Below are 24368 nucleotides of genomic sequence, written 5' to 3' on the forward strand. Positions count from 1 at the left end.
AGGTTACTCATTAATAATAGAGAAGTAATTACCGAATAAATCGTTTCTGAATCTGTAAAAATCTGTATCGACCCTACCTTACGTAACAAAGATCTTACCTTCTGAATGGAATACAGAAGGTAAGATCTTTGTTATCATATATATACATGCTAAAAAACCCGAATAACAATAATTCGAGTTGTATATCTTTAGGTAAGACTTGACTACTTATATTCTCTCTCTCTCTCTCTCTCTCTCTCTCTCTCTCTCTCTCTCTCTCTCTCTCTCTCTCTAGTTTATTTGCGTATAAAAACAAATCTAAAATGTTAAATTTTAAAGGTTTAACGTTTTCGATATGTAATCGATTAACCGTTATTATTGATTGTGAAATACAGGATATGAAACAATCCATCCTTTATTCTTATTTTTAAGGTTAATTCATTAATACAAATATACAAGTTAAATATGATTAAAAATAACAAATTATCGACAATTTACTAACACTATTTCGACATGAGTCATTTGCATAAAATCTGGCATATCTGGCAGAAAGCTAATGTGCCGATTGAATTGCAAATCGACGGAGTCAAAATCCCCCGCTGGCGCGGACTTCGATTCCGTGTCTTGTTGACGGGGCAAAAATGTTTGCTACGCAACACACAGACGGGACGTCTGCGCCAGCGGGATAAATATACGGGCCTCGGTCTAAAAAGCATAGATTCCTTAAAGCAACGCTTTGCCCTGTTGGAAAAATGCCTGCCCTATACGCATATCACACGCCCGCCCAGGATAAAGTGGGTTGAGTTCATTCCTCCCGAAGCGAGTAATAATGATGAATATTAAGCAGGGTTGATTTATACTTATGACAGGATTATCCATAGAAATTCGTGTTAAATCACATATACCAATAAACAAAATATCAGAAAAATAATGTACCTTTGTGCGCATTAAAAACAATAACTTATACTTGTTATTTTTATGCAAGAGAAAATCATTATCCTCGATTTCGGGTCACAAACCACCCAATTGATTGGTCGCAGAATCAGAGAATTAAATACTTACTGCGAAATTATCCCTTACAACAAGTTTCCTTTCGATGACAAAAGCGTAAAAGGCGTAATCCTGTCGGGAAGTCCTTTTTCGGTAAACGATGCTACCGCCTTTAAACCAGACATCAGCCAGATAAGAGGTAAATATCCGGTATTGGGTATTTGTTACGGAGCGCAATATATGGCCTATACATCGGGTGGGAAAGTGGAAAAAAGCGATTCCCGCGAATACGGACGGGCACATCTGACAAAGATTAAGTCCGGCGTTGCCCTGTTTGACGGAATATCTGAAGGTACTCAGGTATGGATGTCTCACGGAGACTCTATCACAGTAGTGCCGGAGAATTTCGAAATAGTAGCTAGCACAGCTGATGTACCGGCAGCAGCATATAAAATAAAAGGAGAGGAAACATGGGCCGTACAATTTCATCCTGAAGTTTACCATACTACAGACGGCACACGACTTTTAAGTAATTTCCTGAATATCTGCCATTCGAAAAGAGGATGGAGCCCTGCTTCTTTCATCGATTCCACAGTGGACCAATTGAAAGGGATGCTTGGAGACGATAAGGTGATCCTTGCCCTTTCGGGAGGTGTAGACTCTTCGGTCACTGCCGTTTTGCTGAATAAGGCTATCGGAAAGAACCTGACCTGCGTATTTGTAGATCACGGATTACTTCGCAAAAACGAATTTGAAAATGTATTAAGGGATTATGAACATCTCGGACTGAATGTAATAGGCATAGATGCCAAACAGCGTTTCTACAAAGAACTGGCCGGCGTGACCGACCCCGAACAGAAACGTAAGATCATAGGTAAAGGCTTTATTGATGTATTCGACGAAGAAGCGCATAAGCTTAAAGATATAAAATGGCTGGGCCAGGGAACTATTTACCCTGATATTATAGAGTCGCTTTCCATCACAGGCCATGTCATCAAATCGCATCACAATGTAGGCGGGCTACCGGAAAAAATGAACCTGAAGCTGGTAGAACCTCTGCGCCTGCTCTTCAAAGACGAAGTGCGCCGTGTAGGTCTGGAACTGGGCATGAAGGAAAACCTGATAAAACGCCATCCATTCCCTGGACCGGGGCTTGGCATCCGTATATTGGGAGATATTACTCCGGAAAAAGTAGAAGTAGTTCAGAATGCCGACGATATCTTTATCCGTATGCTTCGTGAACAAGGCTTCTATGATAAAGTATGGCAGGCGGGAGCAATTCTGTTGCCGATCAAATCGGTTGGGGTAATGGGTGATGAACGCACCTATGAAAATACAGTAGCTTTGCGTGCTGTGACTTCTACGGATGCGATGACTGCCGATTGGGCACATTTGCCATATGAATTTCTGGCTAAGGTATCAAATGAGATTATCAATAAAGTAAAGGGTGTAAACCGTGTCGTTTATGATATTTCATCAAAACCTCCTGCCACTATCGAGTGGGAGTAAAAAAACACAAGATATTTTCCTTAAAAAGTGTCTCCTGCAAAGGGGACATTTTTTTTTAAAAGCATCGGACTTAAAAGGTTCAGAGCTTCCTTTTCACCTGTTTATTTTGGACGGAATCCTAATATTTGTTTCATAATTCAATTTTTTCTTATTAATTTTAGTGTATTAACCTACACACTTGATATTCCATGACAAATTTAAAGAGGATCAGTCTGGTAATTATACCTGTATCAATACTCAATCCATATGGCTATGGACAAAAGGAACAAAATAAATCCCGTCCCAATATTATACATATAATGACAGACGATCATTCGTTCCAGACAATCAGCGCATATGGGCATCCGCTATCGAAAATAGCTACTACTCCCAATATAGACCGTCTCGCAAATGAAGGAATGTTATTCCGGCAAGCCTTTGTTGAGAATTCGCTGTCAACTCCCAGCCGGGCATGCCTTATGACTGGTTTATACAGCCATCAGAACGGACAACGCCAACTGGGAGCAGGCATTGATACAACTAAGATCTTCTTTTCCGAATTATTAACTCAGGCAGGTTATCAGACCGGAGTTGTCGGAAAATGGCATATGCAATGCGAGCCAAAAGGATTCAATTATTATTGTGTATTGAACGATCAGGGAGATTATTACAATCCCAGTTTCAAGACGAAGGAGTCTCAAGGTAAATATGTGCGTGAAGAGGGTTATGCAACTAACCTTATCACTACCCATTCCATAGAATTCATAGAAACCAGAGATAAAAACAAGCCTTTTGCCCTTTTGGTGCATCATAAAGCTCCCCACAGGAACTGGATGCCGGAAGCCAAATATTATGACCTGTATGAAGATGTAGAGTTTCCAAAGCCGGAAACATTCTATGATGATTACGAAAGCCGTTGTTCTGCGGCTAAGACTCAGGATATGACAATCGGCAAGACAATGACATTTATTTATGACCTTAAGCTGATTGAATTGAGAAATACTACCCCATATAATAAAGAGTGGAATAACGGCGGCCTACAACAAGCGATGAATCAGATGACTCCTGCACAACGCGAAGCCTGGGAAAATGCCTACCATCCCAAAAATATGGAATTTATCGACAGTAATCTATCCGGAGACGATCTGCTTAACTGGAAGTATCAGCGTTATATGAAAGATTATCTTCGATGTATAAAATCGATTGACGATGAAGTCGGACGTCTGATAGACTATCTTGAAAAAGAAGGGTTGATGGATAATACCATCATAGTCTATACCTCGGATCAGGGTTTCTATATGGGAGAACATGGATGGTTTGACAAACGTTTCATGTATGAGGAATCATTCAGAACTCCGCTTATCATACGTTATCCCAAAGCTGTCAAAGCAGGTACGAAGACCGATGCCCTGGTTCAGAATATAGATTTTGCACCTACATACCTGTCTTTGGCAGGAATAAAGAAACCGGCTGAAATGAGCGGTGTATCCCTTGAGGCTTTATTTAGCGGAAAAACGCCTGAACATTGGAGAAAAGATTTATACTACCATTATTACGACTATCCGGCAATCCACAATGTCCGCCGGCACGATGGAATCAGGACAGACAGGTATAAACTCATCCATTTTTATGGTAAAGGCGAAACCCGGAATGATGAAGACATTGATTGTAACGAATTATTCGATCTTAAGAATGATCCGAATGAACTGCATAATCTCTATGGTAAAAAAGGATATGAAAAGATAAGCCAGGAATTACAGGCTACTTTAGATAATTACAGAAAGAAGCTTAAAGTAGATGAATTCTAAGAACCTGTTTAAACTTTCCATCAAATTTTTACCATATATGAAGATGTATCACTCTACTCCCTGAAACTTAAAAGGTTCGGATGTTACAAAATTATCAGCGGTATTTCCCGCATAAGTTTTACCCCCGACCAAATCCAGTTTTCTTACAGGGGCTTTCTCCGAAAAATCGACATTCTGAAAATCTACCCAGAAAACATTCGGATATAAAGCAGACTCAAAGTAATATACTTTATGCTTCTGGTCTGCTACTGTTCTCCACCTGGTAGATGAAATGTTCGGTTCGTCAGGTGTACTTATCCCAAAAGGAACCGATGTATTCCGTATGACGCTGAATACGCTGGCAACAGCCAGTCTGGTATCATCTACTTTCGGAATTACGTTTATATAATAAGAAGCCCTTACAAATCTGTCGGCGGCACGGTTAGTCCCCGGAAGAAAAGTCAGGCCTCCAATACTTTTCCAGTATTCATTCAATGCCAGTTGCTGGTCGAATACGGGCGAATTCGTCATCACCTGATAGGATTTATCGTGATGTATCACCAACTTTCCGTTTATATATTCAAAAATAGCGCTATCACCGTCCGAATCTGACAGGGACAGGTGGAGAGTAGCCATTCTGGAACCATCGGGCATCATATCCGAAACGACTTCGAATGTCCCTTTTTCCATATATGCTACGGCTTCATTTACAGTAGCGAAATTGTCGAGTATATACTGCACCCATGCAGCGATCGACAAGCCCGGCTTCTTCTTATCCCATTCCGGATATGCCGACTCTGCAAGCCAGAGAAGATTGGCTACAAGACCTTTCTCGTTCATCCCGTCTGTACTGGCAATATCGTATGCAGAAGTAATCACGCTTCCATATTTCGATTTCCACTTCAAAGGGTTGCTGCCCACTTCACCGTTCCGTTCCATACCTCTGGGGAAGATCCACAGGTTACTCCTGCTGTCCTCTTTCCAGTCCATAGTTCTTGCAGTCAGTACCGTATTATTGAGTCCGTGATAGACTATACGGGTGCAAGCCTCGATTGCGCTGAATTGTGTAAATGCCAGAACCGCTGCCAATAGAACGATTCGTGTAATAGTTCTCTTCATAAATCTTTTAATCTGATTTGTTCATACTTTATATAGAGGAACAATCCCTGATGGCTAAAAGTTTATAATTGCAGTAAATATCCTATCTGTCGAAATGTAATCTTTCCCCTCTCATGTCGTAAACCACACCATCTTCAAAGGCAATCTTTCCATTCAGGAAAGTCTTTTCTATCGAAGTGGAGAATGTCTCCCCTTCCAGCGGCGCCCATTTACATTTATACAGGATATTATCTTTAGTGACAGTATAAGGTTTATTGGGATTCACCAATACCAAATCGGCAAAATATCCTTTACGGATATATCCCCGCTTATCTATCCTGAACATGGTGGCTGGCGCATGACACATTTTATTCACCGCTTGCTCTTTTGTTATTTTGCCTTTCTTGACCAACTCAAGCATCATTTGCAGCGAATGCTGAACCAAAGGTCCTCCCGACGCGGCTTTCAATGCACCGCCCTGTTTTTCTTCCAACAGGTGGGGTGCGTGGTCGGTCGCGATTACATCCAGTTTATTCTTCAGTAGTCCCTGCATCAGAGCACCCCTGTCCTGTCTGGTTTTCACCGCGGGATTCCATTTTATACGCGCGCCGTATCTGGAATAATCTTCATCCGAAAACCAGAGATGGTGAACACAAACTTCTCCGGTGATCTTCTTCTCCGTCAAGGGTTTTATATCGAATAAACTTATTTCTTTCTCGGTGGAAAGGTGTAAAATATGCAAACGGGTCTGGTATTTATCTGCCAGCTCGATAGCTTCGGCAGACGAGCGATAGCAGGCTTCGGCGCTACGGATAAGTGGATGATACTGAATCGGTATATCCTCTCCGAACTCGGATTTATATTTAGCCAGATTCTCCCGTATTATTTCTTCCTTTTCGCAATGGGTGGCAATGAGCATATCCACTTCGGCAAAAATGGATTGCAAGACCATTTTGTCATCCACAAGCATATTCCCTGTCGAAGAACCCATAAACACCTTTACCCCGCACACTTTTTTCGGATCGACTTTTTTCAGTTCTGTAATATTATCATTTGTAGCCCCCATATAGAAGGAATAATTGGCGAATGATTTTTCGGCAGCCAATTCAAATTTCTGCTCAAGGAGTTCAATTGTTGTCGTTTGCGGCTTAGTATTAGGCATTTCCATAAACGAGGTAACACCTCCGGCAATAGCCGCGCGACTCTCGCTGGCAATATCTCCTTTATGTGTCAATCCCGGTTCGCGGAAATGTACCTGATCGTCTATTACTCCGGGCATCAGCCATAATTCCCTGCCGTCAACAACCGTTGCATTGTTCAGTAGCCGGTCGGGAATCTCTTCCGTTCTGAATATCTCCGCTATAACATTGTTTTCTATCAATACCGAACCGATGAAAGATGTTCCTTCATTTATAATGGTCGCCTTGTGAATGAGTATCATGATTAAAAAAAATAAATGGTTTGATGCAAAGGTAGAAAAAAGAGTTTGTCGATGTATACGAAATATGCTAATCAGTTGAGATTAGAAGAACATTAAAACCCAACTACTGACCCGCACTGGTAAGCAATGAGTATTGAGTGACAAGTGAATTAAAGATCGGCAGAGCCAAAAGTGTAGAATGAAAAATGTTTTTTGCACTTTAGCGTCTTTGCGAGAGGCTTTTCACCACGGAGTAAAAGTTGTCATACTTACTTTTGACACGCCGTCCTCTCTACTTTTTCCGTTCATCACTTATGGCAGGCTGCTTGTTCACTGCCGTTTGAGTCGAATCAGCCGGTAGGGCAGGAGGTGTTTGTTGTTCTGCGGGGCTTGTTGCGTTCTGTTGCCTTTGTATTTGATCCTGATCCTGCTGAGCCTCGTTCCGTCTGAACCTTCTCGGCTTAAATGACTGGAACAGGCGCTTCAGTGTCGCCGCTTCTTTGTTGTAAATAATACCCACACCCTGTGTTGTAGGCGCCTGGCGGTAATATTTATCGTTGGTATGGCTATATGCTCTCAATGTCCATATTGTATTCAATTTATATTCCAGGTCGAAATTCCCGATAAAAGTATTATCTACACTCGATTGATCTGTGCGGTAGCCTAAGTCTGTTTTCAGTATCAGCCTGTCATCCCAGAAAGTACGGGAAACGTTTACCTGCATGTTCATGTCAGATAATGTACCGTCGTTCGACTCCACAGTAGCGCCTACCTGCCATTTATCCCCCAGCATATTACCTACCAGAGACGACATAACACTGGATAGGGCACCACCGGCGATACTGGTCCATATACCGTCGCCAAAGTTTGCCCCGCTACTCCCCGAACTCGAATAAAATGTACCCATAGCAATCAGGGATGCAAATTGCTTTATTTTTTGCTCGTCAGTGCTGATATAGGTGTTTACTCTTCGCTGTACATCATCATTTGCATCGGGTAAACTGATATTGTATGTCAGGTCCATGTTATCCATATTTCCTACGATACCCAGTACACAGTCGACAGATATTTTTGATGATGAATTATCCATCGCAAAACTGGGGTCCAGTGTCTCCAATGCCGCCCTGACCCTCCTGTAAGCTGTGATTTCGAAGCGGGTCTTCATCGGGTCTCCTATGAAATGCAGCTTGCTGCCGTTCTGTATTTTAAAGTCCAGTTTCTTTATATTTTGCAGGTTCAGTTTCACCGTTCCGTCTGTCAATGAATAATCGCCATATGCCGACATATTCTCATTCAGCATATTATAACTGAACGTAATGGAACCGTTTCCTTTTGCTTGCAACTCATCTCCCGTTACCGGATCTATGATGATGCCGATTGCCAGATCGGGGGTCACATCGAGTTTTACGGTCAGCTGTATGGGTAATGGTTGATCTTTGGCCCTGGCAACGATATCTTTGAGCGAGTTTTTCAGTTTTTCTTCCGGTACGTTGATATATACCACACTCTTATAGTCTGTCGCTTCCGAATGTTGAGGTAAAAGGATATTCAATATGGAATTCTTGTCATTCTTTATCTGCAAGTTTATATTGATACCGTCGTTAGTACCATCTATCTTTACATTACCTGAAGCGTAAACCCGCCCGTAGAAAAGGCTGTCAGTCCTGTGTTCGGTATTCAGCACCATGAGTTTGTCCATCCGCATATTAAGCGAATACTTCATGTTGTCGAAATTCTTGTGTGTAACGGTTGCGCTCACATTTGCCGTGTTCCCCTGGCTGTCTTTCAATATCAGATTGTCAAACCCTATTCTGTCGGGGCTTACCCTGATGGTATCGGATATTGTATAGGTTACATTGGTGTAATCTATACCTATCTGTGTGTCGTTAAACCCGAGGAATCCCCTCACAAGCGGAGCTTTGGTGTTACCTTCTATCATCAGGTTGGAACTGATGGTGCCATCTACCTTGTTGAGCATGTCGGAAACGAAAGGTTGCATCCAGCGCAGAGGCATCTTTTCCATCCTCAGCTGGAGGTCGAGTGAGTCCTGATTGGTATAGATAGTCCCGTCTATCTCCGCAAGGGTTTCTTCTGCCCTGACCAGCGCCGCCTGCATGGCCACCCCCCCGTATTCGTTGCTCCAGTGGCTGTCGAGGTCTATTGTGCCTAATGTGTCGGAGAAGATAACGATATCGGCTATCTGGAAGCCTTCTGTATATAGTTCTGGTTGGTCGAGTATATTTGTGAGCAGGACATCCCCGTGGATACATCCCCGGATGTTCTTCACATCGAATGCCTCGAGCAGGTCTCCTATCTCGGCATGGGTGAAGTAAACCCTGAGGCTATCGCTTTTTTCTCTCGAAATTACCCCATCTATATTGAAATACGGTTTTTTGTTCACACCCAGACCTACATTATGTATTTCGGTTCGCGTTCCTTCGTTCAGTATCTCGGCAGGCAGCAGGTTGAGAGCCAGCCTGTCCACCATGATGTCTGACGGAGTTATCTTGAGGGAAGATACAAGTTCATTCTTCTCATTCCTGCTAAAATCAGCCAGGGCTTCGATGTCCCCTTTTATATTTATATCGGTACTATCGCTGGTTACACTTACGAATGAATATATTGTGTCGCTCTGCCCGGTTGTATTAAGGGCGATATTATACTTGCCTTTGTTCATCAGTACACTACTGCCTCCGGAGATATTAAATTCCGTATCCAGGTTCACGACATTTATTATAGTGTTTTTGATCTCGGTTTCACCGAAGCGGAGATGCGGAATATTTCCTTTAACCGATAATTGCTTATCGATCGTATTGATCCGGCCGCTTATTGTGGCAGGGGTTATGACATTGACAGGCAATACGAATATTTCACCGAGTTTCTCTGTATTATTGGCAGTGATATTAAAGGTAAAGTCATTTTGTTCCTTCCTGACGTGTTTGGTTGCGGGGAAGATTGCAGGCAGGTATCCATTCATCAGATTTGAAAATTCATCGGAAAGGGACATAAATGAGTACCGGCCCGTAATATTCGCGGTGAACAGCGAAGAGGTCAACGCTATATATTTACTGTTATCCTCTTTTTTGCCGGCTTCCAACGTAAATTTTCCGGGTGTAAACGAAAAATTATCATCATGAAAATCAAGACTGTCGATAGTAGCCGTCCCTGTCATATTATCAATATCCAGGCCTTTGATGCTGCCATTCAGAGCCATGGTCAGACGGGGATTTACCCAGTCGGGATTTTTATAGAAAGGGTCTATCTGTAGCGAGTCTAGTCTGACCCGTACATTGATGTCAGGTACTTTAGCCTGGGACATATCGGCATCAACGAATATTTTTCCTATTTTCCAGTCGGCGCGGGCAGTCAATCCCATTTTTTGAGCATTGTAAAATCCGTTGAAAGGAACATTCTTCATCGTTTCTTTTTCTATTTGCAAAGCATCTATATTTCCCTGCATCTGTGCAGAGAGAGACTCTTTCTCAGTTTGCCTTGCTCTCAGGTCTATATGGGCGGAGAGGCTACCCAGTCCTGCCGTACCTCCGAGCAACCTGCCCAGATTGAAGTTACGTGTTCTCAGCCCGGCATTTACATTGAAGTTGGTAAATGTTGTATCCACACCACCGGTAGCGAGGAGCGAGACGAGCCCCTGCCTGCACCATGCTTCGGAATTGAGCTTAAACTTATTCAGTTGCCCTGTCAATGTTCCTTTCAGGAATATGTCTCCCATGTCTCTCAGTATATCGGGAGTCACAAATGTGGAATCGCCCAGTTTGGCAAAATCGGAAATTGCTTTGGGCGACGCTTTCAGTTTGTTGATTGAAAGATTTATATCCGAATTGCCGTATTGTTCATAACTGCCCAGACTGGCCAGCCCTTCAAGGACAAAATCATCGCCATAGGTGAGGTTTATATTTTCGATATTCACAGCAGGCAGCGTTCCCGATATATTGGTTTTCAGTGAAAGTCTGTTTCGCAGAAATTTGAGATTCGGCAGGAACGCGATTAAGTCTCCGGCTGATAATTCCGTGTCGTCGGTGCCTATTTCGAAAGCGCTGTTCGATAGGTTATATCTTACTTTAGTGGTTATCAGGTGAGAGTTAGGTAAGTTTAAGGAGAGGTTTTCTACCCAGAGTTGCGACTTGTCGGAGTATAAATGCCCTTTCAGGCTTTTGATTTCAACTCCCGACTTTTCTTTTGCCGACAGACTGTTGAGCGCGATGTCGAATTTGTCGGCATCTATCGAGTTCAGGTCTGCATTGGCATTTACATCATATAGTGATATATGCGATGCATTGAACATCTGCGGTGTCTCCGGCACAGACAATACGTCATAATTCAATCGACCGCGTTTCAGACTGACGTCTTCGAAGACCACTACCAGCGAGCTTTTGGTCGTATCCACTTTGGTGGTGTCGGCGCTCGAAAATGCATCTATTACAAACTGGAAGTTAAAGTCGCTTATGCTATCTTTCTGATTTACATTTATCAGGAAATTGTCTACCGTGATTCCTGTAATCGCCAGTTTATTGCTTTTGATAAATTCCCAAGGGCTGAGGCTTACGCTCAGGTCCTGCGCATAAAGCAACGTATCCCTGGCCTGATCTTCTATATAGATGCCTTTAAGGCTTACATTATTGAACAGACTTAGGCGGATCTCATCTATCGAGACCTCCGTTTTCATCGTCTCTTTCAGTTTGTTTACTGCAAAGTCCGCAACTTTTTGCTGCACATACGGTATGGAAAGGAGAACATATAAAAGCACATTAAGCCCGATAAGTCCGAGGACTATATACAGGAATATCCTGAAAAGCTTTTTAATCAGGCTTTTCTTCTTCGGGGTCTTTTGGGGTACTTGTTTTACGTCTTCTGTTTCCTCCATGCAGGACTATTTATTATTTTAGCCTTTCAGACCATTCTTCTTCATTGAATCCTACCAGTACAAAGTCATTCCCGATAACCAGCGGCCGTTTTACAACCATTCCGTTGGATGCGAGTATATCTATCAATTCACTCTCGGATGCGGACTTGACCTTTTCTTTCAGATTCTCTTCCTTATAAATCCTGCCTGAGGTATTAAAGAACTTTGCGATAGGCAATCCGCTCTTCTTTATCCATGCAGCCAGTTCTGTTTTTGTAGGGTTATCGGTTGTTATATCACGGCTTTGTACGGTCACATTGTTTTGTTTTAGCCACTTGGCCGCTTTCTGGCATGTGCCGCATTTTGGATATTGCAGGAATAGTTTTGTGTCCATTCTGATTTCTTTATTTTATTTTGACTAATTGCAAAATTAAGGATTTACTAATGATTAACGCAGATTGTACATTTAAAGTTCTTGTTTTTTAATAGGAACGTATAATATTTGTGTATTTTTGTGCCTAAATCTAAAATTAGCAGCATGATACAATCAATGACAGGTTTTGGAAAAGCCACAACCGAACTTGAAAAAAGAAAGGTTACAGTAGAAATAAAATCCCTTAACAGCAAACAACTGGATCTATCGGTCCGTATGCCAAACCTATACAAAGAACATGAAATGGAAGTCCGCAATATGCTTTCCCGTGAATTGGAACGTGGAAAAGTAGATTTCCTTATATATGTGGAGAATATCGGCAATGAAACAGCAAACCAGATCAACCACAATCTGCTCGAAGGATATTATAACCAGATAAAGGAATCGGCCCGTAAACTGGGAATAGATACTCCTGCCGATTGGTTTTCGACTTTACTTCGTTTACCGGACGTATTAAAATACGAATCGCAGGAAGTGGATGAAGCCGAATGGGCTGCCGTTTCGAAAACAATAAGTGAAGCGAAGAAGCAATTGCTTTCTTTCCGCAAACAGGAAGGGGCTATGCTGGAAAAACTGTTTGAAGAAAAAATAGCGAATATATCACGGCTTCTGACTGACATAGAACCACATGAAGCCGAACGTGTGGATAAAATAAAAACCCGTATTACAGAAGCCCTGCACAAAATAGAGGACTTCGATTATGACAAAAACCGTTTCGAGCAGGAAATGATCTATTATATCGAAAAACTGGATATAAACGAAGAAAAGGCACGTCTGACAAATCATCTGAGCTACTTCCTCGAAACAATGAAATCCGGTTCGGGTCAAGGCAAGAAGCTGGGTTTCATTTCTCAGGAAATGGGACGTGAGATAAATACAATGGGTTCGAAGTCGAATCATGCCGAAATGCAGCAGATAGTTGTACGCATGAAGGATGAACTGGAGCAGATCAAAGAACAGGTATTGAACGTATTATAAAGGTCACTTATAAAGTTAATGGGTAAATTAGTCATATTTTCGGCTCCTTCAGGTGCGGGTAAATCTACAATCGTCAATTACCTGCTTTCGCGGGATTTGAACCTTCAGTTTTCAATATCGGCTACCAGCCGTCCGCCAAGGGGAACAGAAAAGCATGGAGTGGAATACTATTTTCATAGTCCCGAAGAATTCAGGGAAAAAATCGCCAATGGCGAGTTTCTCGAATATGAAGAGGTATATACGGATAAGTTTTATGGCACGCTGAAAACAGAGGTGGAACGTATTATGAACGGCGGAGGCAATGTGATTTTCGATGTGGATGTAGTAGGCGGCTGTAATATAAAGAAATATTACGGAGAGAAAGCTTTATCTGTGTTCATAGAACCACCTTCCATAAATGAACTGCGTTGCCGTCTGGAAAAAAGGGGAACCGATTCGCCCGAAGTTATCGAATCCCGTATAGCAAAAGCCGAATATGAAATGACATTCGCATCCCGGTTCGATGTGGTGATACACAACGATAATCTGGAAGAGGCGAAAGCAAAAGCATTGAACGTGGTAACTGATTTTCTGAAGGAATGAATATCGGCATCTTTTCAGGGTCTTTCAACCCGATACATATCGGGCATCTGATACTCGCGAATTATATAGTGGAGTTCACAGAAATAGAAGAGGTGTGGTTTCTGGTAAGCCCGCAAAATCCGTTAAAATCGGAGAATGAGCTTTCGGATGAACATATACGTCTGGAAATGACAGAACTTGCGCTGGCAAAATATACAAAGTTAAAAGCCAGTGATTTTGAATTTTCAATGCCCACCCCATCTTATACGGTGAATACCCTGGACGCTTTGCGGAATGAATATCCCGGATATAATTTCACGCTGATTATCGGCGCCGATAACTGGAATGTATTTGAGAGTTGGCGGGAATATGACAAGATCCTCGAAAATTATAAAATCAGGGTATATCCGCGATTAGGTCACCGTATCACCATTCCTACGAAATTGAGGGATAAGGTGGAGGCACTGGATTCCCCTATTATCGAGATTTCATCGACATTTATCAGAGACAGCATTGCCGAAGGAAAAGATGTAAGGGCTTTTTTGCCGGATGACATATATGATTATATTCTGAATAAAGGATTGTATAAATAAAGATTATGAACAACAAGGAAGCATTGACAAAAGATTTGGAGATTCGCTGTTCCCGTCTGCAGAAAGCAATGCAGGCGATGGAAGTAGAAGCTTGTATATTGAGTACATCTGTGAACGTATTTTATATGACAGGCATGGTTTACAATGGTTATTATTATCTGCCGGCCGGGGGTACCCCTATACATTTTATTAAGCGGCCCGAAGGTATCGCTTTTGAAAATACGATCTATATCCGGAAGCCGGAACAAATTACGGAAGAACTTCAAAGCAGGGGCATATCATTGCCCAAGACATTATTATTAGAGACAGATGTCCTTTCCTTCGGTGAATGCGCCCGTTTGATGGGAACATTTAATATAACCAAAGCTGCTAATGCTTCAACTCTTATGCGTAAGATACGCAGTGTGAAAACGGATTTCGAACTGGAACAGGTGAGGGTCTGCGCCCGGAAACACGAAGCTGTTTATAAGCTGATCCCATCCGTTTACAGGCCAGGTATGACTGATATAGAATTGCAGATAGAGATAGAAAAACTGATGCGTTTGCACGGCTCTATGGGCATCTTCCGCAGTTACGGCGACAATATGGATATCTATATGGGAAGTTTGCTGGCCGGAGAGAATGCAGAAGCTCCGTCTCCTTACGATTACGCTTTGGGCGGAGCAGGTAGTAGTCCTACTTTACCTCTGGGCGCATCGGGACAAAGGATAGAAAAAGGGCAAACCATTATGGTGGATATGGCAGGAAATTATTCGCCTTGGATGACCGATATGACACGTGTATTTTCGGTAGGAAAGACATTAGATATCGCTTATCGTGCCCATCAGGTATCGATAGATATTCATAACCATATAATGGATGTTGCCAAACCCGGAACCGCTTGTGCCGAACTGTATAATATCCCGATGGAAATGGTCGTAAAGAATAATCTTGAACCATACTTCATGGGTACGAAACAACAGGCTAAGTTTGTCGGACACGGACTCGGCCTTGAAATAAACGAGCCTCCGGTATTGACTCCCCGTTCGAAAGAATTACTGGAAAAGAATATAGTTTTTGCGCTGGAACCGAAGTTTGTGATTCCGGAAGTAGGGGCCGTGGGAATAGAAAACACATATGTGGTGACTGAAACCGGAATAGAGAAACTGACCGTATTGGAAGAGGGGATAATAGAGCTGTGAGGGATAGGGAAAAAGGGCAAACCACTATCGGAGATAATTAACCCTTCGTTTGCGGGTTCGCAGTGTGAGTACTGCTCATAGGGCAAATCTTTCTACTTTTTTTAAGTAAGACGCAGTTTGTGAAACCGCGCCGATGGGAGGAAGGCAAATTCTTATATTACCACATCTTTTACCGTGTTATTTCTCATCTCCCAGCTAAGGCCGAAGGTAATTCAACATGACAAAGAGGAATATATCTTAATTATTATTCATTACTCAATTCAATATATACTCTAATAAACTAATGCATGGAATTTATTTTACTTATCAGACTTTTTAATAAGTACGGATTCTATCAATTCTTTTGCTGTAAAATTCTTTAATTGGATTCCATTCGAAGCCACTGCCGCCCTGACCTCCATAGCTTCATCTCCGGATAGCTCTTCCAATAAATATTCGGGGCAATTCGGATTTCCGGCAAGTGCCGCACGAACCCTGAAATCCTTATCTCTGGATAAAACATCCATGATATTTTTATGTAAGTTGGGATTCGCTCCCACAGAACAGCGGATCGCACTGTTTCCGGATACGGATAATCTTTCCAATACCGCGCTCGGACAATTGGGATTTCGTGTTATGGATAACTGCATGTTAACGTCTTCATAGCTGACAAACTTATCCAGTATTTTTTTCGGACAGTTCGTATTTGACGCGACAGTGTGAAGGACTTCAACGGATCTGTCACCTGAAAGCTTTTGTAACAGTTTTTCGGGGCAATTCGGGTTCGAAGCCACGCCCAAACGGACTTTTACATTTTCATCCCGGGATAGCTTATCCAATACATCTTTTTCGGTAGAAGGATTGGCTGCCACGGCTGCGCGTACATTAAATACCTTTGACCGCGAAAGTAATTCGAGTAGTTTCTCCGGGCAATCAGGGTTGGACGCGATTCCTACGCTGACCTTCTGATTGTCATTTTCATAAAGGCTCAACAAAATATCCTTCGGACAGGTGGGATTTGAAGCCATGGCACAAAGGATGTCCAAAGATCCCGTAGCATGGAATTCTTCAAATAATTCCTTCGGACAACTCGGATTTGAAGCCACCGCGATACTGAAATAGGGAGCGTTTAGCGCCAGTTTGCGCAAAAGCTCTTTGGATGTATTGTGATTCAGCGCGACACCCAAACGGATTAGATTATCCGCGCTTTCTGAAAAGAGTAAAAGCAGGTCTTGCGGGCAACCGGGATTTTGAGCGACCCGGGAAACCACCTCAACATTTTTATCCCTGGACAAGCGTTCCAATGTCCATATATACTCTTTTGTGTACTTTCTTTTATAATTGTAGTTTCCGGGGGAAACAGCGGAGCATAAGCCACAACTGAGATAAAGTATAAATAACGATACAATAAAATGTTTCTTCATGAAAAAATACTCTGTAATTGACATTGTTGCTATTTTTTATAATAATTACTTCTTTAAGTTTTTGATCGCGATGATACGAACATTCTGGTCATTGTCCTCAGCCAGCTTTTTTAATACATCCCAAGGGGTGTTCGGGTTGTTTGCCACTCCCCAACGAACATCCGTATTTGCATCTTCAGCCAGTACGACGAGTATTTCCCGTGGCGTATTCGGATTTTCGGATACGATCCAACGTACATTTTCACTCCTATCCATTGATAAAAATTTTAGTACGTACTGAGGAGTATTCAGATTCTCTGCCACATTCCAGCGAACCTCATTGTCTTCATTTTCGGCAAGTCTGGCTAATACCTCTTCCGGTGTATTTACGTCTTTGGCTATTTCCCATTCGGTAAAGCTGTCATTCTCTTCTGATAATCTCTTTAATATTTTCTCCGTTTTATTTCGATTGGCTGTAAGAGCCGCCATTTTTACTTCTTCAACAAGGTTTGTACCTGAACTCACTCTTTGTGTAAACTCATTCCTTGTTTTCTTTCCATAATCCTTGGCAGTATTTTTACTTTTATACATATCCGCATATTTTTGAGCGAAAAGATCGTAGGAGTCTGCCATGCCATTCATGGTTCGGGTCACAGCCCACGTGACATACAGGTTGTTATCCTTTGACAGGGTTTCCAGTATCTGAGGGGAAGTATTCGGGTTTTCGGCAACTCCCTTACGGACGTGATAATTAGGGTCAGTCGACAGTTTAGTCAATATATCCGGTGGGGTATTCAGGTTACGCGCCACACCGTAGCGGACATTCCAGTCGCTGTTTTTGGATAAGCGGCTCAGACTGTCTGTTTTAAGTCTAGGATTCAAGGCTATATCCAGGCGAATGTCGATATCATCCCTGCGATCATAATTTTCCCGTGTATTATCATCTGCGTATAAATTCCTGAATAAGTCAATTGTCCCATTCATGGTCCGGGTCACAGCCCAACGCACATACAAATCGTCATCTTTCGACAGGGCTTCCTGTATTTGGGGAGGAGTTTTCAGGTTTTCGGCAACTCCTTTACGGACACGGTAATCAGTGTCTGCCGACAGTTTACTTAATATATCCGGTGGAGTATTTATGTTACGGGCCACACCATAGCGGACATTCCAGTCTTTACTTTGGGATAATTTTCTCAGGGCGTCTGTTTTAAGGTTGGAATTCAAGGCTATACTCACACGGATATCATCATCATCTTCCCTGAAAAGCCCTTCCGCAAACTGACCTTGCGTATGAAATAAGGATGACCGATAAAACGAAGACATATCGTTCCTTCTTATACTATGCGCTCTGCAACAAATTGTTGAAGCAGATAATATAAAGACTGCACACAAATTCGAATACTTCATTTTTTCAAATCAGATAAATTAAGTTTAGTTTTTTCAGATAAAAATATCACTCAATTTTGTAGAATTTTTGAATTTTTCGAATAAATGGTTAATTTTTTCATTTTCTCATACTTATCGGAAATACAGGAGTCTTATAAATAGGAAGTATAAATATTTTCTTATCTCCTATTACCGTTGAAGTCTAAAAGTTTAGCAAAAATATTATTATAGGTTCCTAGACAGACTCTGAAAAATCCTAAAATTCCATATAAATAAAAATCTTATTTATCTATATCAAAAAACGGCTATGGCAAAATATGAAGCAAAAACCGATGGAAGAAATATTGGAAACCTGTATTGTGGCAATCACGAAGTACCCTCCGAAAAACGAACATATAGAAAGGGAGATGAAAGAGCTGGCTTCTTCCCAAGAAGAAAAGGCGGACATAAAAAGAAGAAAAGTATGACAACCGAAAAAAAAAGTGTAAGATCTGTCAGATTTTAACAATTTGGCTAAGCCGGAATAAGGATGGGTAAGCTGATACTGTAACAAAAAAACACTTACTTTGTATCCATATTGAAAAATGTTAGGTTTATTCGTAACCTGTTTACGAAACCCTATAAGAAAATCCGATGAAAACAATCAATATTAAAGGAGAGCTAGTAGATCTGTCTTATCCCGTTGTAATGGGGATACTGAATATTACTCCCGATTCATTTTATTCCGGTAGCCGCAAAGAAACCGTGCAGCAGATTATAGACAGGGTTTCGGAGATACTTTCTCAGGGAGGAACAATTGTAGATATAGGAGCGCAGTCAACCCGTCCTTCCTCGACTTTACTGTCTGCGCAGGAAGAAATAGAGCGGCTGAAGTTTGCTTTGCCTCTTATCAACAGGGAATTTCCCGATGCTGTTCTTTCAGTGGATACTTTCTATGGGGATGTGGCCCGTTTTTGTGTTGAGGAACATGGAGTATCCATTATAAATGATATATCGGGAGGTGAAATAGACAAAACCATGTTCGATACGGTTGCCCGGCTTAATGTGCCTTATATATTGATGCATATGCGCGGTACGCCCCAAACGATGAAGGATTTGACCGGTTATGATAATCTGATTCAGGATATTTTCTATTATTTCTCTAAAAAGATAGCGGAACTGCACTTACTCGGGGTGAACGATATTATTATCGATCCGGGGTTCGGGTTTAGTAAGACGATGGATCAGAACTATGAGTTAATGGCTGCGCTGCGTGGCTTCTCTGTTTTTGAATTACCTCTTTTGGTGGGGATCTCGAGAAAAAAGATGATTGCTAATTTGTTAGATACCACATCTGCTGATGGCCTGAACGGAACAACGGTTCTGAATACTTTCGCCTTACAGAACGGAGCTGATATTTTGCGGGTACATGATGTAAAAGAAGCGGTGGAAGCTATAAAAATAGTGAGTAAGCTGGGGGAATATAAATTCTGAAAGCATTGATCTGTAGGATATAATTTATATACACATGTCGTTCTGGTGTTTTTTATAGAAAGAGTGTTAATTTTAGTATTTGTTAAAAATCTTCTTTGTATCTTTATAATTCTAATAGTATAAAATGCCAAAATCTTATTATTATGAAAGCAATATTTAATATTTCATTCATCCTTATTATTTCCACATTATTCTTTAGTTGCAGCTCTGAAGATACATCTGAATTTGAAGTGCCGGAAAAGCCTTTTAACACATTAACATTATCTATCAACCAAAATAAAATCCATTCAGTTGAAGATGTGGATGTTGAGTTCGAAATATTATCAGGCAATGGAGAATATGCAGTAACATCGTCGGATGAGAAAATCGCAAAATCAAGAATTGAGGGAAACAAAGTGATTGTAAACTTCATCAGTAACGGATTCGTGGAATTAGATATAACAGATAGTAGAGAGCAAACTGCAAAGGTAAGAATGAGCATTTATTCAAAATCGCTCATTCCCTCTTCACACACTCTCATTACTGAAAAAGGATCAATATATACTATTGATGATTTGTCTTTTGGTGTAGGTGATTATAGTCTGGAAGATATAAAAGGTACAAGTGCCGAAGTGCTTATCGAGAATGATATATTGAAAATAAAAGCATTAGATCATGGAAATACCTATTGCAAAATAGCAGATAAGAGAGGTACAGTAATGGATTTCGAAGTGATGGTAGCGGCAATGGCCAATCTTACATCTGACAGACTTGATATAGAAATGAAAAGAGATCAGAGAACATCCGTTCTGTGTCTTTGGGGCAAAGATTGGAAGATAACTTCTCCGTCTGAAGCCTGTGATGCTGTGATTATCTCAAATGCCAAACCGCAAAATGTTGATATTCTACAGATTGATACCAAATCAGATATATGGGGGAGTACATCCATACAGTTACAAGATAAAGACAATAATTTTGCTACTGTAAACATTAATATAAAGTAAGGAACAAATTATTTATAGAAGCGACAGGGATTGAAATCTATCTCAGCTCAGGACATGTAATGTATGACAGGCAACCAATGCTGCCGTTTCGGTGCGCAAGCGGCTGTCTCCCAAAGAAATGGGTTTGAATCCATGGTCTATTGCCATTTTGACTTCCTCTTCTGAGAAGTCACCTTCCGGCCCGATAAGAATAAGAGCATTACTGCCTTTTTTATAAATGTCTTTCAGCAGTACTTTTTCCTGCGGATAGCAATGGGCGATGAACTTCTGTCCGTCATATTCCTGTTTGATGAATTTCGAGAAAGATTGTATGTCATCCAATTGAGGCAATAAGGCTTTTTGGGATTGTTTCATTGCTGAAACAAGTATTTTTTCTATCCGTTGGGCCTTTATCTCCTTCCGTTCGGAATGCTGGCAAAGAATAGGGCTGAGGCGGTCGATCCCTATTTCCGTGGCCTTTTCTGCAAACCATTCTATGCGGTCGATATTTTTTGTCGGGGCAAAAGCTATTTGCAGGTTGAAGTCCCAGCCTTTAGGCTGTTCTATGGTTTTGAGGATGTTTACTATACAATGTTTCGGGTTAGCCTGCATTATTTCGGCATCATAAAAAAAGCCCTTTCCATCGGTAAGTAGTATTTCATCGCCTTCTTTTTTACGCAATACTTTTATGCAATGCAGAGCTTCCTCCACCGGCAGTTCAAGATTGGAGAGAATATCAGGGGTAAAAAAGATTGTTTTATCCATTGCTTAATCTTCGAAGATGATCTTATTATCACCCAGTTCCTTGATTTTAGCCAGCGACTCTACGTGGATACCGAGTTCGCGCAGACGCTGTCCTCCGTCCTGGAAGCTTTTCTCAATAATAAAGCCCATGCCGTAAAGTTCGGCCCCGGCTTCTTTTATCAGGTTGTATATACCGATGGCCGCGTTACCGTTAGCCAGGAAATCATCGATGAAAACGACTTTGTCGTTCGGATTCAGGAAATCTTTGCTTACGCAGATTGTATAGTCTTTGTCTTTAGTAAAAGAATGGGCAATGGTCGACACCATATTTACCATTGTTTTCGGTACTGCTTTTTTTACAAATACGACTGGCAATTCAAGCAGGTAACCCAGCATGATAGCAGGGGCAATGCCACTGGCCTCTATTGTTATAATTTTATTTATCGGCAGATTCCCGAACTTACGGACAAATTCCACTCCTATCGACTTCATCAGGATAGGGTCCATCTGGTGATTGATAAAGCTGTCTACTTTAAGGATTCCTCCGTCAAAGCTTTTTCCATCCTTAAGGATACGGTCTTTTAATAATTTCATATTAGTTAGTTACGAGTTGCAAGTAAACAAGTTACGAGCTACTTTGTATTATTTTAAATTTTTCACTTTCCGTTTTTCACTTATATTAGTCTTTGATACGGATAATCACATTAGCCAGGATAGCAACAACACCTCCGGTCGTAATTCCCGATGCAAAGATTCCTTTTATAGCTGTCGGCATTTGGGAGAGGATATCAGGAACCAGTTCCACGCCGAGCCCACAGGCAAAGCTGACCGCAAGTACCAGTATGGCTTTTCTGTCGATGTTTTGCGATGCAATGATGCGTACTCCCGATGCGGCAACAGTACCGAACATCAGCAATGTGGCGCCTCCAAGTACAGGCTCAGGCATGATAGAGAATATACCGCCGATGAAAGGGAAGGCACTCAGTATAATAAGGAATGCTGCGATATAGTAACCTACCCGGCGGCTGGCTACCCCTGTCAACTGGATCAGTCCGTTATTCTGCGCGAATATCGAATTAGGGAAAGAGTTGAATATTCCGGCAATAGCCGAATTGATGCCGTCGGCCAATACTCCACCTTGTACACGCTTCATAAATTTAGGGCCTTCTATAGGTTCTCCGCCAATCATCGAGTTTGCAGTGATATCACCGTATGCTTCGATAGAAGTGATAAAATAGATAAGAGCTACGGCAATGAAAGCAGAGAGATCAAAGCCTAGTCCGTATTTGAATGGCTGGGGAATAGTAAATGCTCCTATTTCACCCATATTTGAAAAATCTATCCATCCCATGAAGTATGACACGACATAGCCGATCACAATACCGATAATAATGGAACTCATACGGATATACTTATTCTTTATACTGTTCAATATAAGGATGGATATTAGGACAAGGGCTGCGATACCCAGATTCTGCGGGCTGCCGAATCCTCTTTCTCCTTCAAGTCCCATGGCTCCGAATCCGCCGCCACAGGATATAATCGCTACTTTAATCAGGGAGAGTCCTATCATTGTTACCACAATGCCCGAAACAAGCGGAGTGATGATCTTCTTTGTATATTTCAGCAAGCGGCTCACAATCATCTCCACAGGAGAGGCAGCGATACAGACTCCGAATATAGCGGCAAGGATGGCTGCCTCCGTCATATCGCCTTTAGCTGCGAAACTGGCAGTCAGCGCACCGATGAAAGAAAAGCTAGTTCCCTGTATACAGAGTAAGCCACAACCCACAGGGCCGAAACGACGGCACTGTATAAATGTAGATATACCCGAAGCGAGTAATGCCATGGAAACAAGGAAGCCGGTTGTTTCGGCACTGAAATTTAATGCCCGGGATATAATTAACGGAGGGGTTATAATAGCCACAAAGATAGCCAGCAGGTGTTGAAATCCTGCGAACATGGCCTCGCTGAAAGGCGGTTTATCCTCAATCTGATAAATCAGGTCTGTTTTTCGTATCGGTTGGATAATTTCATCCGCTTCTTTCTCTGTGACTTGCATAAGTATTATTTGTTTTATTATATTATCCTAGTGTATTTTTCATTTCCATATTGAAGTTATAAACCTCTTCTACAGGTATAACCTTCTTCGTTATTTTATTTATATCTTTCCCCTCTTTAGTCCAGAGGAACGGGAAAAAGTTATAAGAATAATCGGGATTCAGTACTGCAATATCTTTCTCCCAGTCTTTCCAGCGCAGCCCTTCATAAAAGTCGTTCATATCCGTTTCGAAACAAAACAGAAGGAACTGGCTATATCCGATTTCCATGGGCAGCCAGCGTAACAAGTCGGGTGCAAAATAATACATATTACCAGCGTCTTTTCCCAGAAAGCCTGCGTTAATAGCATAGAATCCGCCGATAGCATCATCTGCCACCAATAGATATGGTGTAGGTTCTCCGAATTCTTCAAATGTTTTGCCCTGATTCCAGTCCGGCAGGGTTCTCTTCATACGGTCGCTACCTGAGCCCAGGATTCGTATCCAACCATTGTCGATGAGCAGGCCGCCTGTTTCGTAGATGATTGCTCCCATCAGGGAACGTGTGGTGACTTGGGTATTTACCAGAGCATTTTCGGCTCGCTCGCGTTCGCAAGGTAGAATTTCCACCTTGTTTTTGGCCATACTTATCCATTCCTTGATAACAGGCCAACCCGGATCTTCCGTATTTACAAGCTCTTGTAGTGTACGCATAGGTACAGGTTTTAGAATAAGGTGCAAAATTAGTATAATTATAGATATATGCTAAATAATGTAGTGAGAATAATGTAAAAGTCAGCGTTAAATATGACATTTTGGAAAAGGAAGAGAGCTTCATCATGAATCCGGCCGCCAACAGTGAATAGTAAACAGCGGTTGAAGTAAAATCTGACATATCTGACACTATTTACAGTAAACAGTTAGCAGTAAACAGTAAACAACCCGTAACTGTTAAAAGGTAACAGATATATCAGTTAACAACTTGTATCTTGTATCTTGTTTACTTGTAACTC

General features: G+C 41.7%; 21 protein-coding genes. 10 read left to right on the top strand and 11 right to left on the bottom strand.

Going from position 1 to position 24368, the window contains the following annotated elements:
* Positions 1–94: 94 nt before the first annotated feature.
* Positions 95–295 carry a hypothetical protein gene (locus tag ACYQ3L_RS01650; protein ID WP_459952263.1) on the bottom strand — a complete coding sequence of 67 codons (201 nt, stop codon included), beginning with the start codon at positions 293–295 and terminating at the stop codon, positions 95–97.
* A 197-nt stretch (positions 296–492) separates the two neighbouring features.
* Between ACYQ3L_RS01650 and ACYQ3L_RS01655 the strand changes: the two genes are divergently transcribed.
* From ACYQ3L_RS01655 to ACYQ3L_RS01665, 3 genes are all read left to right on the top strand, one after another.
* Complete coding sequence (locus tag ACYQ3L_RS01655; protein ID WP_379997356.1) at positions 493–822, top strand: hypothetical protein; 330 nt, start codon at positions 493–495, stop codon at positions 820–822.
* 135 nt (positions 823–957) lie between these two features.
* Positions 958–2478: a glutamine-hydrolyzing GMP synthase gene (gene guaA / locus ACYQ3L_RS01660; protein WP_379997354.1), complete on the top strand. Its 1521-nt coding sequence runs from the start codon at positions 958–960 to the stop codon at positions 2476–2478.
* A 188-nt stretch (positions 2479–2666) separates the two neighbouring features.
* The gene (locus ACYQ3L_RS01665; protein ID WP_379997352.1) at positions 2667–4265 is read left to right on the top strand and encodes a sulfatase family protein; all 1599 of its coding nucleotides are present in this window, start codon (positions 2667–2669) and stop codon (positions 4263–4265) included.
* A gap of 48 nt (positions 4266–4313) precedes the next feature.
* Here the strand turns inward: ACYQ3L_RS01665 and ACYQ3L_RS01670 are convergent, their stop codons facing one another.
* The 4 genes from ACYQ3L_RS01670 to ACYQ3L_RS01685 form a co-directional block, all read right to left on the bottom strand.
* On the bottom strand, positions 4314–5363 hold the full coding sequence (locus ACYQ3L_RS01670) for a linear amide C-N hydrolase (RefSeq protein WP_379997350.1): 1050 nt from the start codon (positions 5361–5363) through the stop codon (positions 4314–4316).
* 82 nt (positions 5364–5445) lie between these two features.
* Positions 5446–6783 carry a dihydroorotase gene (locus tag ACYQ3L_RS01675; protein ID WP_379997348.1) on the bottom strand — a complete coding sequence of 446 codons (1338 nt, stop codon included), beginning with the start codon at positions 6781–6783 and terminating at the stop codon, positions 5446–5448.
* A 271-nt stretch (positions 6784–7054) separates the two neighbouring features.
* Positions 7055–11644, bottom strand: coding sequence for a translocation/assembly module TamB domain-containing protein (locus ACYQ3L_RS01680; protein ID WP_379997346.1), 4590 nt, complete (start codon positions 11642–11644; stop codon positions 7055–7057).
* 13 nt (positions 11645–11657) lie between these two features.
* The gene (locus ACYQ3L_RS01685; protein ID WP_379997345.1) at positions 11658–12017 is read right to left on the bottom strand and encodes an arsenate reductase family protein; all 360 of its coding nucleotides are present in this window, start codon (positions 12015–12017) and stop codon (positions 11658–11660) included.
* 144 nt (positions 12018–12161) lie between these two features.
* Here ACYQ3L_RS01685 and ACYQ3L_RS01690 point away from each other — a divergent pair, with 144 nt between their 5' ends.
* Genes ACYQ3L_RS01690 through ACYQ3L_RS01705 form a run of 4 tightly spaced genes read left to right on the top strand, consistent with a single transcriptional unit; the run spans position 12162 to position 15369 of the window.
* Entirely contained in the window at positions 12162–13034 is an 873-nt protein-coding gene (locus ACYQ3L_RS01690; RefSeq protein WP_379997344.1) for a YicC/YloC family endoribonuclease, read from the top strand.
* 18 nt (positions 13035–13052) lie between these two features.
* Entirely contained in the window at positions 13053–13616 is a 564-nt protein-coding gene (gene gmk, locus ACYQ3L_RS01695) for a guanylate kinase (protein ID WP_379997343.1), read from the top strand.
* Positions 13613–14188 carry a nicotinate (nicotinamide) nucleotide adenylyltransferase gene (nadD, locus tag ACYQ3L_RS01700; RefSeq protein WP_379997342.1) on the top strand — a complete coding sequence of 192 codons (576 nt, stop codon included), beginning with the start codon at positions 13613–13615 and terminating at the stop codon, positions 14186–14188. Before gmk ends, nadD begins: the two co-directional genes overlap by 4 nt.
* 5 nt (positions 14189–14193) lie before the next feature.
* Positions 14194–15369: a M24 family metallopeptidase gene (locus ACYQ3L_RS01705; RefSeq protein ID WP_379997341.1), complete on the top strand. Its 1176-nt coding sequence runs from the start codon at positions 14194–14196 to the stop codon at positions 15367–15369.
* Positions 15370–15668: 299 nt separating this feature from the next.
* Here ACYQ3L_RS01705 and ACYQ3L_RS01710 read toward each other — a convergent pair whose 3' ends face one another.
* Together ACYQ3L_RS01710 and ACYQ3L_RS01715 are read right to left on the bottom strand one after the other, a co-directional pair.
* The gene (locus ACYQ3L_RS01710; protein ID WP_379997340.1) at positions 15669–16772 is read right to left on the bottom strand and encodes a hypothetical protein; all 1104 of its coding nucleotides are present in this window, start codon (positions 16770–16772) and stop codon (positions 15669–15671) included.
* 45 nt (positions 16773–16817) lie between these two features.
* Positions 16818–18074: a hypothetical protein gene (locus ACYQ3L_RS01715; RefSeq protein ID WP_379997339.1), complete on the bottom strand. Its 1257-nt coding sequence runs from the start codon at positions 18072–18074 to the stop codon at positions 16818–16820.
* Between the two features lie 370 nt (positions 18075–18444).
* Between ACYQ3L_RS01715 and ACYQ3L_RS01720 the strand changes: the two genes are divergently transcribed.
* From ACYQ3L_RS01720 to ACYQ3L_RS01730, 3 genes are all read left to right on the top strand, one after another.
* Entirely contained in the window at positions 18445–18642 is a 198-nt protein-coding gene (locus ACYQ3L_RS01720) for a hypothetical protein (protein WP_379997338.1), read from the top strand.
* Positions 18643–18770: 128 nt separating this feature from the next.
* A complete protein-coding gene (gene folP, locus ACYQ3L_RS01725; protein ID WP_379997337.1) occupies positions 18771–19610 on the top strand; it encodes a dihydropteroate synthase in 840 nt (279 codons plus the stop codon).
* 143 nt (positions 19611–19753) lie between these two features.
* Complete coding sequence (locus tag ACYQ3L_RS01730; protein ID WP_379997335.1) at positions 19754–20593, top strand: hypothetical protein; 840 nt, start codon at positions 19754–19756, stop codon at positions 20591–20593.
* A gap of 42 nt (positions 20594–20635) precedes the next feature.
* Here the strand turns inward: ACYQ3L_RS01730 and ACYQ3L_RS01735 are convergent, their stop codons facing one another.
* The 4 genes from ACYQ3L_RS01735 to ACYQ3L_RS01750 form a co-directional block, all read right to left on the bottom strand.
* A complete protein-coding gene (locus ACYQ3L_RS01735; protein WP_379997333.1) occupies positions 20636–21337 on the bottom strand; it encodes a 16S rRNA (uracil(1498)-N(3))-methyltransferase in 702 nt (233 codons plus the stop codon).
* Between the two features lie 3 nt (positions 21338–21340).
* Positions 21341–21910, bottom strand: coding sequence for a xanthine phosphoribosyltransferase (gene xpt / locus ACYQ3L_RS01740; protein ID WP_379997331.1), 570 nt, complete (start codon positions 21908–21910; stop codon positions 21341–21343).
* 85 nt (positions 21911–21995) lie between these two features.
* Positions 21996–23378: a nucleobase:cation symporter-2 family protein gene (locus ACYQ3L_RS01745; protein ID WP_379997329.1), complete on the bottom strand. Its 1383-nt coding sequence runs from the start codon at positions 23376–23378 to the stop codon at positions 21996–21998.
* A 22-nt stretch (positions 23379–23400) separates the two neighbouring features.
* Complete coding sequence (locus tag ACYQ3L_RS01750; RefSeq protein WP_379997327.1) at positions 23401–24069, bottom strand: DUF2625 domain-containing protein; 669 nt, start codon at positions 24067–24069, stop codon at positions 23401–23403.
* Between the last annotated feature and the right edge of the window lie 299 nt (positions 24070–24368).

This window comes from Dysgonomonas termitidis (assembly GCF_054657735.1).